We start from the raw sequence: 13,768 nt of genomic DNA on the forward strand, positions 1-13,768 counted from the left end.
TACGGGCAGTCTCATCGCATCACGAAGCCCGGGGAGGCTGTGACCCGCCGTCAAGGCTGGACAGAGGCCGCGCCGCGGTCCCCGCCATCCGGGACGCCTGTCAGCCCCAAACCAGCGCCGTCGCGAAAGGCGTCCCCCTCCCCGTCCTGGGCATCATCCCCGGCCTCATGCGGCCGGACTAGCACGAAGCGCGGCTCGCCTCCCGCGGAGAGCACCTCGGGCGCGCCGAAGCGCTTCTCGACGGGCAGGCCCACCAGGGTCACCCACGCGCCCTTCCGCTCGGGGGCCACGCAGTACAGGAGCGTGCCGGGGCGCACTCCCGGGGCCTCGCGAACAGGGCCCTGGCAGTCCTCGCGCACCTGGAGGGTGTACTCGGCCACGGGGTGGCCGTGCACCAGGTACGGCGGGCGCCCCAGCTCGGCCAGAATGGGCTGGAGGACGCGAGGGTCGGCCGGGACAGACAGGGGTGTGGCGAGCTGTTGCGCGGACTCCTGGAAGCGCTGGAGCGACATGGAGGCCATTTCCGCGGATGCGATGGGCACGCGGCTCTCGGCGAAGACGAGGTCCACGAAGAGCGCTCCCACCAGGAGGATGGGCGGCAGCCGGTACCCCTTGAAGCCCTCGGGCTTGCGGCGCAGAAGCCCCCAGAGGGTGACGGCCACCGTGCCCGCGGCGAGCACGAGCACCTCGGCGGGGCGGGACGCGGAGGGCAGCTCGCCGAACGCGGCCACCTCGGCGCCGCGCGCGCGCAGGGCATCCATGAGGTCCCCGCCATAAATCCAGCCGATGGCGGCCAGGCTCACCGCGTTGCCAACCAGCGTCTTTCGAGAGGGAAACGTCATCCGGCGAGTGTCCTGGCGGGGTCGGTGGCCGCCGCGCGACGGCTGGGGAAGTAAGCGCCGCAGAGCGCGGCGACAAGGCCGAGTACCACACCGCCCACCACCACCGGCCACGGGAAGGAGAAGAAGCTCTCGGGCTTGAACGGAAAGCTGGGCAGGTAGCCAGACGCGAACCGGTCCACCACCAGCGCCAGCAGCAGCGCCACGGCGGTGCCCACCGCGCCGCCGAGCGCGCCCACCACGCCAGCCTCCGCCAGCACGATGTTGCGCACATCCGAGCGCGAGGCGCCCACGGCCTGCATCACGCCAATCTCCCGAGCCCGAGCGCGCACGGACGCGGACATGGCATGGGCGATGTTCACCGCGGCCAGCAGGCAGATGAGGATGGACAGCAGCGCCAGGGCCGACGTGGTGAGCGCCACGGCCGCGCCTGCGTTCTCCGCGAGGCGACGCTCCTGGTCGTCGATTTCAAAGCCCATGGCCTTCACCGCCTCGACGAGCGCGGGCACTTGCGCCGGATCGCTCGCCACCAGGGTGACGCCCGTGAAGGTGTCCGCGTCCACGCCGGAGGCCCGGTTGAGCCGCACCGCGGTTTCGAGCGGGATGGTGATGCCCGCGAACATCGCGCGGTCCGAGGCGCCCACCACCTGCGCCTGCGCGGCGGTGACGGGGCCGGGCGCGGTGGCCGCCACGTACGAGCGGTTGAACTCCACCGGGAAGCCGAACCCGACCAGCATGTTCGCCGACAGCTGGGGCAGCTTGCGCGCGGGGGCGAACGTCTTGTTGTACAGCTCCAGCAAGCGCGTGGACACGAGCGCGGGGATGGGCTGTCCCTCGCCCGCGTCCTTGAACTCGCCCATCGCCACGTCCGAGCGCACGAGCCCGGGGTCCACGCCCACCGCGAGGACCTCCATGCCCATGCGCAGCCGCGCGCCGAAGAAGCTGCCGTCGTAGCGCGTCACGGCCGGCACGCGGATGCCCATCTTCCGGTACGTGGCCTCCACGCCGGGCAGGGCCGCCAGCCGCTCGACAGCGGCCGCGTCCAGCTTGCCGCCGCCCAAGAGCGAGCCGAGCGACACCGCGGGCGGCACCACGTCCACCAGTCGCGAGTCCGTGGGGAAGATCTTCTCGCGAATCACCCGGCCTACGCCCAGCCCCAGTCCCACGAAGAAGACCAGCGCGCCCACGCCCATGGCGACACCGAACGCGGAGAAGAAGGCGCCCTTGCGCTCACGCGCGAGGCTCAGCCGCACCAACCGGGACAGCGCCTCCAACCTCATGGCGCCCCCCGCGAAGCGACCGGAGCGCTGGCGCTGGGCGCGGACTCCTCCACGAGTCGGCCCTCCTTGAGGCGCAGCACCCGGCGCGCCGCCGCGGACATCCGGTCCTCGTGCGTGACGGCCAGCACGGTCAGCCCCTCCTGGTGCAGCTCCTGGAACAGGCGGATGACGCCCGCGCCCGTGGCGGCGTCCAGGTTGCCGGTGGGCTCGTCGCACAGCAACAGGCGCGGGCCTCCGAAGAGCGCTCGGGCGATGGCCACCCGCTGCCGCTCGCCGCCGGACAACCGCACCGGCGCGCGGTCCTTCTTCTCCTTCAACCCCACGCGCTCCAACAAGGCCTCGGCGCGCTTGCGCGCATCCCCCGTGCCCGCGCCGAAGTGCGAGGGCAACAGCACGTTCTCCAGCGCGGACAGGTTGGGGATGAGGTGGAACGACTGGAAGACGAAGCCCACGTGGGTGTTGCGAAAACGCGCCAGGGCCTGGTCTCCCAGCCCGGACAGCCTCACGCCGCCGACCTCCACGTCGCCCCGGTAGTGGATGTCCAATCCACCGAGCAGGTGCAGCAGCGTGGACTTGCCGCTGCCAGACGGGCCTACCACCGCGACGAAGTCGCCGTCCTCCACATCCAGAGACATGCCATCGAGGACGCGCACGCGAGCGCCGTCCCCATCCTCGTATTCCTTCACGACATCACGAGCGCGAATCACGGAGTGGCCGGAGAGGTGGTGGTGGACGCCGTCGGCGCGGGCGTCAGTCGCAGGGACACCTCGGCCTGGAGGGCCTTCTCCTTGCGGGACAGCGCCAGCGTCACCGCGCGCAGATCATCCGTCGCGTCCAGCCAGCGCACGGTGGTGGCCTTGATGGCGAAGCCGCCGATGCCCCAGGCCTCGGAGGGCAGCGCCTTCACCGCCTCGGACAGCCGACGCAGGTCCAACACCACGGTCAGCGCCGCGTTGGCGCCCGCGTCGCGCAGGTCCGCCGCCACGGGCCCTTCGCCTCCTGCGCGGCCCAGCGCGGCCAGCGTCCCCTCCAGGCGCGCGCGCGGCGCCGCCAGCACCAGCTTCCCCGCGGGGCCCAGCGCGAAGTGCGCACCCTCGCCCGCGCGGTAGGACGTGAGGTACAGCCGCTGCCCCTGCACGTCCGTGGGCTCCACCTTGGCGCCGAAGCCGCCCGCGATGCCAGGCACCTTGTCGAGCGTAGCCTTCGCGCGCTCCGCGTCCTTCGCCTCACTGAGCGCCACCAGGTGCACGAAGCGGAACGGGTTCGTGCGGCGCAGGTCCAGGTCCGGCATGCCCGCGCCCAGATTCACATTGGGAGCCAGTGACAGGCCGAGCACCATGCCCGGCTTCAGGTTGTCGAGCAGCTCGGTCTTCATGTCGAAGCCGGCTTGCTGCACGGCGCGCGTCACCTGCGGGCCCACCAGATACGGCCACACGCCATCGAGCCGAGCCGGGTCCCCCCGGAAGCGCGCCACCAGGAAGCTGTCCGCGGGCAGGAAGCCCACGAGGCCCGGCGTGTCCTTCGGATCCAACGCGGTCAGCGCCGCCTCCGAGTCCGGCCACGGCGCGTCCGCGCGCACCGTCACCGCGCGCTCGTCAACGCGGCCCGTGAGCGTCACGCCTTGCACGGTGCCCGCCGGCACGAGTCCTCCGCCGCCCGGCAACCACACATGGAAGTCGCGCTCAGCGGGCAGTCGCGCGAGGGACGCGGCCAGCACTGGCTCGTGCGCGAGCGAACGGTCCTCCGCCATCGCCGCCAGCTCCGGCAGGCGCTTGATGGAGGGCCCAGCGCCCAGCAGCGCCAGCGACTCGCGCTCCAGGAACAGGATGCCCAACAGCGGCTGCGCCCCCGCCCGTCCGAAGGTGACGAGCGTACCGCCCTCCACCTTCGACTCCTTGTCCTCGGTGGCCCCCAGGCGCGAGCGAGCGAAACCTCCGAAGGTGCGCTGCAGCACCTCGCGCTCCTTGACGCCCAGCACGGAGACGACGCTGTTCTCACCCAGGAACGCCGCGCCCGCCCCTCGCTTCGGATCGATGCCGGCGGCCTCCATCGCCTGCCGACTGCGCAGGTCCACGCCCACCTGCCGCATCACGGCGGAGACATAGCCCTCCGCCGAGGATGCGTTCTGCAGCTGGGCGAGGAAGGAGGCGACCTTCAGGTTCTGGAAGCGCGCGAGCTTCTCACCCAGCGAGCCCAGGTCATTGATGACGACAGCGGCCTGCGCGTCGCGGGGAAGTCGTCGGGCCACGCCCGTGGTGGCCCCCCCTGGGCTCGCGGCGTCCTTGCCGCAGCGAGCACAGCCAGCCATCACGACCAACACGAACAGGAACGGTGCCCAGGCGCGACGGTGCATGGGCGGGAGGACAGGACGGCTGAAGCAGAGAGTCAATCTATTCGTGCGAGGGGCGCATGTCCGGCCCCTGGCTGGGGAACCGGGTTGAACGGCAGGTGACGCTCGCGCCCACCCACGCGCCAGGTGGGGTGGGTCCGCGTTCGCTCGGAGACGAACCCGGAGCGGGCCCGTGGCTCAGCGCACCCGCGCGCCCCCGTGCGGCAGCGGCCCCCGCGTCTCCTCGGTGAACTCGAGGAACTGCTCCATCTGGCGCACCGTCTCGTCCGTCGCCTCGGCCTCGGCGCTCAGCACGTCGAGCTGCCGGTTCACGCTCTCCGGGTCCCGGATGGCAATGGACTGCTCATGCGTCAGGCGCATCAGGTCCTCGATGCCCGCGAGCTGGTGGCTCACCACCTCGCGGCTCTCGCCCGCCTGCTCGAAGCGCGCCAGGCGCTTGCGCAGAATCTCCACCCGCTTGCCCTTCACGTCCTTGAGGCGCGGGTTCGTCTCCTGGGCCAGCTCGCCTTCCAGGGCCTGCACCTCCGCGGACAGGGGCTCCCGGTCCGAGCTGTTCAGGTAGGTGCGGTACTGGTTGAGTGTGGAGATGAGCCGGAGGAAGGACGTGAGCAGCGCGTCCAGGCGGGGCTCACTGTCCGCCACCAGCACCTTGCCCCCGGGCAGCTTGCGGTAGTTGGCGAGGATGCGCTCCTTGAGGCCCACGAGCTGCTGGTAGTGCTCGCGCTGCGAAGGAGCCAGGTCCGCCTGGAGCGCGTCCACGGCCTGCCGCGCGGCCTCCGGGTCATTGGGCGTGTTGGCGCGCACGGCCCGCTGGAAGCGCTTCATGGACGACACGACGCCCAGGTAGAGCCCCTCCAACCCCAGCGCCACCAGCGCGGGGAGCGGCTCGTGCGTGAGCGCCGCGGACATCGCCGCCGTGCCCAGTCCCACGAGGTTGGCGGGCATCAGGAAGGCCGCCTTGATGTAGTTGGGGTTGCTCGCCACGTTCCACTCCCCTTGCCTGCCCGCGCCCGGCCTCAGGGGCCGCGCGCCTCCGACACGTACTTCAGCGCGCCCAGGTCCCGCGTGTCCTCCGCGGGAGGCGCCACCGGCCCGCGCTTGAGCTTCTGGAAGAGCGACGCGGCGCTCTGGAACAGCTCGTCATAGGTAACGGGCGCCTCGCCGGAAAGGCCGAAGAAGGCCCGATTGTCCGCCAACGTCGCGGGCGGGGCGCTCCGGATGGCCTCGATGGGGTCTCCCAGATAGGGCGCCACCTCGCCCAGCATGCGCGCGCCCGCCGTGGGGTCCTTCAGGACGCCCTGGCCCGCGTCCAGCAGGCCCCGCAGCACCCGTCGCACGGCATCCGGGTAACGGGCCGCGAAGTCCCCGCGAGTCACCAGGACGGTGGCCACCAGATGCGGTGCGTCCGCGGTCGTCGCCAGCACCGCGCCGCCTCGGTCCCGAGCCGCCAGCTCCACATCGCCCCACAGCCCCACCACCGCATCCGCGCGGCCCTCGCGCAGCGCGCGCCCTGCATCCAGCGTGGAGGGCAGGTCCACCCAGCGAACGTCCGCGGTGCGCAGGCCGGCGCGGGACAGCACCCACAGCGCGAAGTAGTGCGAGGAGCTGAACGGGTAGACGCCCACGCGCTTGCCCCGGAGACTGGCCAGGTCCGGCACGCCCACCGCCGCCATCGCCTCCTGGCCTCGGCTGCGTCCCACCAGCAGCACCGTGCGCGGCGCGGCGTCACGGAGCAGCGGCGCCCACGACGCCAGCCGGTCCACGGACAGGGTGGCCATGTCCACGCCACCGTTCTCCGCGCCAATGGCGAAGGCCTGCCGCAGCTCCTCCTCACGCGCGAACAGGACGGCGCGCGAGTCCAGCGCATAGGCCGTCTTCAAGAGGCCCTGCGCGGCACCGGCCGGAGGCGCGGGGGAGTCCAGCGTGGTAGCGCCTCCGGTGGCGACGAGCAGCGCCGCCGCCGAGCCGCGTGGCGTGAAGCCCACCAGCACCGGGCGCAGCGGCACCGAGGCCACGTCCGCCACCGGAGCGGCCACGCCCGCCGGGAAGTCTCCGGGGGACAGCCGCACCGTCTCGCGGACCGAGGGGAAGAACCGCGCCTGGAGCCGGTCGAGGTACCCCGCGCGCGAGGCGAACGAGTACGCGCCGCCCAGCACGCAGAGCGAGAGGAACAAGAAGAGGCCTGGTCCGCGGTGCAGCTTCATCCGAGTCGGTGCAGGCCTCTTTCCAGGGAAGAACGAGAACTACTTGATCTCCACCTTCTTGCCGATGGTCTTCTCCGTGCCGGAGCCGACGTCGGACACCGGAGCGGGGCTGTCCATCAAGCCCATCTCCATCTTCATCTGCTTCACGAGCTCGTTGGCCTGAATCTTCTCGGCCTCCTCCTCGATGGCAGCGGCCTGGTGGTCCACCGACTCGAGCGCCATCTGCATGCGCGCCTCGTTGATGGCGGACTTCTCCTGGACCTTGCGCAGCATCTCGTCGTGCGTCGAGTCGATGCCCGCGACGGTGAAGGACTCCATGGTGTCGGCGACCTTGGCCTGCCACTTGGCGCGGCGCGCCTCGCGGATGGCGGTCATCGCCTCCTGGGTCTTCTTCTCCTTCTCGCGCATGAACGCCTTCTTGACGTTCAGCGACTTCTCGTACGCCTGGCGGGCCGTCTGCAGCTGGGCGTCGTTGCGCGCCAGCGCGTCCTTCTCGATCTGCAGCCGCGAGGCGTACTGCGCCGCGAGGTCGTCGCGCCCCGCCTGGATGGCCGCCTTCACCTTGGCCGTCAGCTCGCGGACGTCCTGCTGGTACTTGGCGTTCTCCTTCTCCAGCAGCGTCACGTTCGCCCGAACCATGGCGATGGACTCGTTCATCTTCGGAACCTGGTCGTTCAGGTCCCGCACGTTCTGCTCGAGGATAAGCTCAGGATCCTCGATGGAGGAGACGAAGAAGCCCGCGAAGCTCCGCATCGCTCTTTTGAATCGTTCCCACATGTCGCCGGCTACCTCCACCTGTGCGAATTCAGGGGCACATTACACGATCCCCATGGACCGCAAGCACCGCCCGAATCGCCTCCTGTCCGTTGCTGTTGCTACGCGCACCTCGACCCGATGATTGCCGGCGCCCTGCAACTCACCGCCAGGACGCCGGTGCGCAAGGCCAGCAACCCGCCCGGCGGCCTCTCCCTTCCTGACCGGGAACTTGAAGTGGGCGGGAGAAGCGGGGAAAACCGGCACCCTCCGCGATGACGCCCGCTCCCCTCACTCCCTTCGACGACGACCTGGCCCGGGCGGTCAGCAGCCAGCGGCAGCGGGTGCTGGCGGTGGGCGCGGCGGTGCGCGTGGTGGCCGCGGCCCTGTTCCTGGGTGTGTGCACGGTGCTGTGGTCGGGCGGTGGGACGGACTGGGCGCCCTATCCGCCGCTGCTGCTGGGCTACCTGGGCGTGGCCGTGACGATGTTCCTGCTGCGCCGGCACTCCGTGGCGCGGTGGCTGGGGTTGACCCAGCCGACGGTGGACGTGGCGCTCGTCTTCGCGCTGCAGTCGCTGGCGCTGCCCATCTCGCCCTTCCCCGCGGGAGTGGCTGGATTCAGCCTGGGCCTGTTCGGGCTCGTGGTGGCCTTGAGCGGGCTGTCCCTCATGCCCGCCGTCGTCTACGGCACGGCCGGGCTGGCGTCCGTCGCCCAGGGCGCGCTCATGCGAGAGGCAGGCGTGGGCTGGGGCGCGGTGGCGCTCGCGACCGTGACGCTGGTGCTGACCGCGGCCGTCAGCCACTACGGCACGGGGCGGCTGCGCACGTTGGCCATGGCCCTCACCCGCGCGGAGGTGGATCGGCACCTGGAGGCGCGCCGTCACCGCGAGGTGGAGGAGGCCCGCAGCACCATCGAGCACATGCTCGGCGAGGCCCAGGCCAGCAACGAGAAGCTGGTGACCCTCCAGGCGCACCAGGAGCAGCTCATGCAGTTCCTCGTGCACGACCTGCGCTCGCCCTTGTCCGCCGTCACCCTGTCCCTGTCGTGGATGGAGCAGGAGCTGCCGCCCGGAGGGCCGCTGGTGGACTCCGTGCGCACTGGCCTGGCCGTCACCGCGCGGTTGGACCGGATGATCTCCGACCTCCTCGACGTGCCGCGCCTGGAAGCGGGGCGCCTGGAGCCGCGCAAGGCGCCCTTCCCCGCCGAGCCCCTGCTCGACGAGGTGCGCCGCTCGCTCGAAGGGGCCGCGCGGTTGAGGAAGCTGGAGCTGGAGGTGCGCGCGCCCGCGGGGCTGGAGCTTGTGGGCGACGCGGGGCTCCTCGTGCGCGTGGTGGAGAACCTGGCCACCAATGCGCTGCGCTATGCGCCGTCCGGAGGCCGCGTGCGGATGGAGGCCGGCGTGGAGGCGGACTGCCTGTGGCTCGCCGTGCGCAACGACGGCCCGCCCATCCCCAACGAGGTGCGCGAGCACATCTTCGACAAGTATGTGCAGGGCACTCGCGAGTTGGAGGGCCGCAGGGGCTACGGCCTGGGGCTCTACTTCTCGCGGCTGGCCGCCGAGGCCCACGGGGGGCGGCTGGCGGTGGAGGACACGACCGGGTGGGCCACGTCCTTCGTCCTCCGCCTGCCCCGCGAGGCCGAGGGCGTCAGCGCTTCCGCAGTCGCGCGGTGAGCAGGGCCGACTGCGTCCGCGCGTTGGCAATCACCGCGGGCGCATCCAGCGTGGTGAGCACGCCGTCCTTGAGCACCAGCTTCCCGTCGATGACGACGTGCGCGACGTCGCTGGCGCGCGAGGCGTAGACGATGGAGGACAGGACGCTCTCGGGCTCGGGCGCCGTGTGCAGGCCGCTCAGGTCCACGACGGTGATGTCCGCGCGCTTGCCCGGCTCGAGCGAGCCCACCTCATCCTCCAGGCCCAGCGCTCGCGCACCGTGCAGCGTGGCCATCTCCATCACGCGCATGGCCGTCATGGCACGCGGACCCACGCGCGGGTTGTGCAGCACCGACGCGAGCCGCATCTCGTGGAAGATGTCGAGCGTGTTGTCGCACGCCGCGCCATCCGAGCCGAGCGACACGGGGATGCCGTCCTCCAGCAGCTCCGGCACGCGCGCGATGCCCGACGCCAGCTTGAGGTTGGAGCCCGGGCAGTGGCACACCACCGTGCGAGTCTCGCGCAGCACCGCCTGCTCCTCGGCGGACAGCCACACGCAGTGGGCCAGCGTGGACTGCGGCCCGGTGATGCCGAGCGACTGGAAGTAGGCCACGTTCTCCTGGCCCGTCACCTGCCGCACCGCCTCGACCTCCTTGGCGTTCTCGCTGGCGTGCGTGTGGATGCGCACCTTGCGCTCGCGCGAGAGCCGAGCCACTTCCCGCAGCAGCTCCGGCGAGCACGACAGCACGAAGCGCGGCGCGAACGCGTAGCGAAGCCGGTCGCCCTCCGCCCCGTGCCAGCGCTCCAGCAGCGCCAGGCTGTGCGCCAGGGACTCGGCGGTGGACTCGCGAAGGCCCGCGGGGACCTCTTCGCCCGCGTCCATCATCGCCTTGCCGCCCACCAACCGGAAGCCGCTGTCCCGGGCGGACTCGAAGACGGCGTCGTAGTGATGCACGCTGCCCATGTCGAGCGCCGCGGTGGCGCCCGAGCGGATGAGCTCCGCGAACGTCAGGTCCGCGCTGGCGCGCATCGAGTCCGCGTCGTGCGCGGCCTCCGACGGCCAGATGCACTGCTTCAACCAGTCCAGCAGCTCGAGCCCGTCCGCGCGGCCCCGGAACAGCGTCTGGCAGGCGTGCAGGTGGCCGTGGATGAGGCCCGGCAGCACCGCCTTGCCCGTCACGTCGAGCACGCGCCGCGCGCCCTTGGGCTTCAGGTTCTTGCCAATCTTCGCGATGCGACCGTCCTGCACGAGCACGTCGGCGTGAGCGAGCACCGCACGCTCACGGTTCATCGTCACCACGGTGCCGCCGGTGAGAAGCAGATCCACTGGGTATGTCCTAGAGATGAATGAGCTACAGAAAGTCGCGGGTGAAGGCGTGCGGTAGCAGCTCCGCGAGCGTGTACCGGGCCTCGTCACCCTTCAGGTTGCGGCTGCGCACGGGCAGGCCGGGCTTGGCGAACTCGGCCATCACCTGGCGGCACATGCCGCAGGGAGGACAGGGCTCGGGCGTGTCCACCACGATGGCCACGGCCACCGGTGAGGCACGCCCCTGAGCCACGCCCGCGGCGAAGGCGCCCCGCTCGGCGCACACGGTGAGGCCGTAGGTGGCGTTCTCCACGTTGCATCCCGCGACCACCGAGCCGTCCGCGTACAGCACCGCGGCGCCCACCGGGAAGCGCGAGTACGGCACATGCGCGCGCTGACGCACGCGCGTGGCCTCCTCGAACAAGCGCTCCCAGGGAATGTCCTCCGCCATTCCGCCCTCCTTCGAGTCCCTACCGCGAGCCGCCCGCCAGTCGCACGTCGTCCAAGTGGCGCGCGATGGCCAGCTCCACGTCCATGGGCAGGTCCACGAAGCGCACGCGCGAGACCGGCCCATGAGGCCCTTGTCGCGCGTCGAGCACCTCGCCCCGCACCTCGAGTTCGTTCGGCGCACCGGGGAGGCTGAAGCGGATCTCCACCACGCCCTCCGTCGCGATCCCCTCGCCCGTCCAGCCCACTCCGCCCAGGGACAGGTCACCGTCCCGCTCCATGAAGGCCTCCGCGCTGTTGGCGCGACGCACCTTCAGACGGATGGGAACCCGGGGCGAGTCGCGCCGGTCCTCCGCCTTGCTGCCCTGTGTCTCGTTCTGCTCGGCCATCGCCGTTGCCTCCGTACCGCTCATGCCCGCGCCGTCACCGGAATGAGGTGCGTCAGGAATCGGGCCCCCTCGGCCACATCCCGACCTGCCTTCCCAGCCACCTCCTCACGAGTGGGCGGATGTTCTCCAATACCGTCATGCGGATGGGTGCTGTAGCGGACACCCGGCCGGGTCCGCCCATCCGTTGAATCGAAGGCACCTCTCAGCACAGGACCGCCGCCCGCCTTTCCTGTCTCCCAGCGCCCCGGCCCGCCTCCCCAGGCCGCGTGCAGCAGCGACCGGGAAGGCACGACACGGGTGTCCTGGAGACCGGAGCGCGCGACGCCCCGCCCACCCGGCGCGAAAGCGCGGTGGCGGTGGACGCGGTCACCTGTTCGAAATGCCCCATTGCTTGCCCATCATATCCGGCAGCTCTCGCCACCCGGCCCCGAAATTTCGACCCGAAAGGGCTTCCCACCCCGCCCCTGGGTCGCTGGCAGGCGCGTTGCATCGACACTCGCCCACCATGGCCCCCACCCCGCTCGCGCCCCGGCTCGTCGACAAGTCCCTCGCCGCCCTCGGGTGGTACCGGAGCAAGCGGGTGGTGCACCAAGCCCGGCGGCTGGCCGCGTGGGTGGCGAGCCCTGAAAGGTGGCCGGAGCCCCAACTCGCCGCGCTCGGGGGCACTGAGCTGTGTCTGGGCACCCTGTCCGTGGCGGTGGGTCGGGCGGACCCGGACGCGGACCCGGTGCTGGAGGCGGGAAAGCTGCACAACGTGAGGCTGGCGGCCCCGGCCTTTGACGGTCTGCTCGTGACACCCGAGCGCCCCCTGTCCTTCTGGCGCACCGTGGGCCGCCTTTCCCCGAGCGCCGGCTATCGGCACGGCCTGGCGCTGAGTGGCGGCTGCCTGACGCCCTCGGTGGGCGGCGGAATCTGCCTGCTGGCCAATGCCCTGTTCGCCCTGGCCGCGCGTCAGGGCTGGCACATCCTGGAGCGCCACGGGCACACGCTGGAGGCCGTCCCGCCCGAGCCTGACACCCTCTGGGGCATGGACGCGACCGTGGCCTGGCCGGACGTGGATCTGGTGGTCGCCCCTCGGGAGGGGCCGGTGCGGCTGGGAGCCCGCGTGGCGGGGGACATGCTGCGGCTCTCCGTCCACGCCGCCCGGCCCGCCCGGACTCGCGCGGAGCTGCGCGCGGAGGACGACCGCGTCGAGGAGACTTCCGAGGGGCGCTTCCGCGTGAACCGGGTCGTCCGGCGCGTGGTGGACCTGCGCGACGGCTCGGAGTTGGACGAGCGAACCATCGCCACGAACCGCCGACGCCTGATGCACGCCCATGAGCGGCGGCGCACCTGCCTGTCGTGCGGTGAGACCGCGTGCCATGCCCGCGTGGAGGTCCCTCGCGCAGAGCGGGAAACGACCTGGGGAAGCCACGCCGCAGGAGGAGGCCGATGAAGTGGGTCATCGTGCCGGAGCCGAGCGAGTGGGTGGCGCACCTCCCGGAGCTTCTCGGCAGAGGGACAGGCGCGCGCGTGTTGGCACCGTGGGCACTTCCGGACCTGCCGGCCCCGCTCGTTCCCTCCGCCCTGCGCGCGGCCCTCCGCCGTCGTCGCCTGGAGGCCCCCGAAAGCAGCCAGGTGGTCTCCGTGCCAGGGTGGATGGCGCTCGAAGCCGGGCTGCGCGCATGGGGGACCACCACCCAGTCCCGGCTCCGCGCTCGCTTCGCGCTGCGCCAGGGCATCTCGCGACTGGCCGCGCTCCGAACCCCGGCCGCGCTGTCCCGCGTGGTCGCTCCGTCCCTGGCGGCGCGCGAGGTGTTCGTGGCGGCGCGAGCGCGGGGCGCCCGATGCGTCCTGGTGGAGGACCTGCCCAACCTGCGCGCCCTCCACGCGGACCTGGACGAGGCCTTCGCGCGCCACCCCGAGGAGCACTTCCTGCGCAACCATCGCGCCAGCGCCCGCGACGTGGCACGGCAGGAAGCGGAGCGACTCCTCGCGGACGAAATCTGGGTGCGGGGTGACTTCGCTCGCGAGCAACTCCTGCGCGCCGGCGTCCCGGCGGAGCGGATTCGAGAGCTGCACCCTCGCCCCGAGACCGTCGACGCTTCGAGAGAGCGCACGTCCACGGGTCACCGCGTGACGCACCTGCACCGCGTGGCGCTGCTGGCGGGTCCGGCGCTCGCGCGAATGGGCGCGCCCGAGGCCCTGGCCGCCCTGGAAGCCCGCCCTGAATGGACCCTCTGGGTGCGCCCCGCCGAGGACTCGGACCTGATGCGCCTGGAGCATCCCCGGGTCCGCGTGGTGACGGCCCAGCAGCAGCAGGCCCTGGACGGTGTGGCTGCGGTGCTCGCCCCCGCCTGGTGCGAGAGCCAGCCGCCCGAACTGGCCCGAGCCATCGCCCGAGGCATCCCGGTCATCGCCACGGACCGGGCGGCGGGCTTCCTGCCCTGCCGCACCATCCCCCGAGGCAACGTCCCGGCCCTGGTGGCGGAGCTGGATGCGCTCACGCCCCCACGCCGAAGCGCGCTCGCGCAGGGCAGCCCGCACCGGAACCCGCGGTAGACGCGGG

13 protein-coding genes are annotated in these 13,768 nt (G+C 71.9%); 3 read left to right on the forward strand and 10 right to left on the reverse strand.

All coding sequences use genetic code 11. The features are described from left to right. Positions 1–50 precede the first annotated feature (50 nt). The 7 genes from JGU66_00770 to JGU66_00800 all read right to left on the reverse strand — a co-directional run bounded on the left by JGU66_00770 (position 51) and on the right by JGU66_00800 (position 7,450). Positions 51–842 carry a hypothetical protein gene (locus JGU66_00770; GenBank protein MBJ6759273.1) on the reverse strand — a complete coding sequence of 264 codons (792 nt, stop codon included), beginning with the start codon at positions 840–842 and terminating at the stop codon, positions 51–53. Further along, on the reverse strand, positions 839–2,119 hold the full coding sequence (locus JGU66_00775; protein MBJ6759274.1) for an ABC transporter permease: 1,281 nt from the start codon (positions 2,117–2,119) through the stop codon (positions 839–841). The genes JGU66_00770 and JGU66_00775 overlap by 4 nt, the downstream gene beginning before the upstream one ends. Continuing rightward, the gene (locus JGU66_00780) at positions 2,116–2,826 is read right to left on the reverse strand and encodes an ABC transporter ATP-binding protein (GenBank protein ID MBJ6759275.1); all 711 of its coding nucleotides are present in this window, start codon (positions 2,824–2,826) and stop codon (positions 2,116–2,118) included. Before JGU66_00780 ends, JGU66_00775 begins: the two co-directional genes overlap by 4 nt. Beyond that, complete coding sequence (locus tag JGU66_00785; GenBank protein ID MBJ6759276.1) at positions 2,823–4,472, reverse strand: hypothetical protein; 1,650 nt, start codon at positions 4,470–4,472, stop codon at positions 2,823–2,825. Before JGU66_00785 ends, JGU66_00780 begins: the two co-directional genes overlap by 4 nt. Before the next feature lie 174 nt (positions 4,473–4,646). Continuing rightward, the gene (locus tag JGU66_00790) at positions 4,647–5,453 is read right to left on the reverse strand and encodes a hypothetical protein (GenBank protein ID MBJ6759277.1); all 807 of its coding nucleotides are present in this window, start codon (positions 5,451–5,453) and stop codon (positions 4,647–4,649) included. Between the two features lie 32 nt (positions 5,454–5,485). Continuing rightward, on the reverse strand, positions 5,486–6,673 hold the full coding sequence (locus JGU66_00795; protein ID MBJ6759278.1) for an ABC transporter substrate-binding protein: 1,188 nt from the start codon (positions 6,671–6,673) through the stop codon (positions 5,486–5,488). Between the two features lie 39 nt (positions 6,674–6,712). Continuing rightward, positions 6,713–7,450, reverse strand: coding sequence for a PspA/IM30 family protein (locus tag JGU66_00800; protein MBJ6759279.1), 738 nt, complete (start codon positions 7,448–7,450; stop codon positions 6,713–6,715). Positions 7,451–7,701: 251 nt separating this feature from the next. Here JGU66_00800 and JGU66_00805 point away from each other — a divergent pair, with 251 nt between their 5' ends. Further along, on the forward strand, positions 7,702–9,099 hold the full coding sequence (locus JGU66_00805) for a HAMP domain-containing histidine kinase (GenBank protein ID MBJ6759280.1): 1,398 nt from the start codon (positions 7,702–7,704) through the stop codon (positions 9,097–9,099). Here the strand turns inward: JGU66_00805 and JGU66_00810 are convergent. The 3 genes from JGU66_00810 to JGU66_00820 are packed head-to-tail and all read right to left on the reverse strand — an operon-like array spanning position 9,074 to position 11,220. Further along, positions 9,074–10,405 (reverse strand): 5'-deoxyadenosine deaminase, encoded by a 1,332-nt coding sequence (locus JGU66_00810; GenBank protein MBJ6759281.1) that lies wholly within the window; start codon positions 10,403–10,405, stop codon positions 9,074–9,076. The genes JGU66_00805 and JGU66_00810 overlap by 26 nt on opposite strands. Positions 10,406–10,430: 25 nt before the next feature. Beyond that, entirely contained in the window at positions 10,431–10,835 is a 405-nt protein-coding gene (locus tag JGU66_00815) for a cytidine deaminase (GenBank protein ID MBJ6759282.1), read from the reverse strand. A gap of 19 nt (positions 10,836–10,854) precedes the next feature. After that, a complete protein-coding gene (locus JGU66_00820; protein ID MBJ6759283.1) occupies positions 10,855–11,220 on the reverse strand; it encodes a PilZ domain-containing protein in 366 nt (121 codons plus the stop codon). Positions 11,221–11,725: 505 nt separating this feature from the next. Between JGU66_00820 and JGU66_00825 the strand changes: the two genes are divergently transcribed. Continuing rightward, on the forward strand, positions 11,726–12,655 hold the full coding sequence (locus JGU66_00825; protein ID MBJ6759284.1) for a VanW family protein: 930 nt from the start codon (positions 11,726–11,728) through the stop codon (positions 12,653–12,655). Beyond that, positions 12,652–13,761 (forward strand): hypothetical protein, encoded by a 1,110-nt coding sequence (locus JGU66_00830; GenBank protein ID MBJ6759285.1) that lies wholly within the window; start codon positions 12,652–12,654, stop codon positions 13,759–13,761. The genes JGU66_00825 and JGU66_00830 overlap by 4 nt, the downstream gene beginning before the upstream one ends. The last annotated feature ends 7 nt before the right edge of the window (positions 13,762–13,768 follow it).

Source organism: Myxococcaceae bacterium JPH2, assembly GCA_016458225.1.
Lineage (GTDB): Bacteria > Myxococcota > Myxococcia > Myxococcales > Myxococcaceae > Citreicoccus.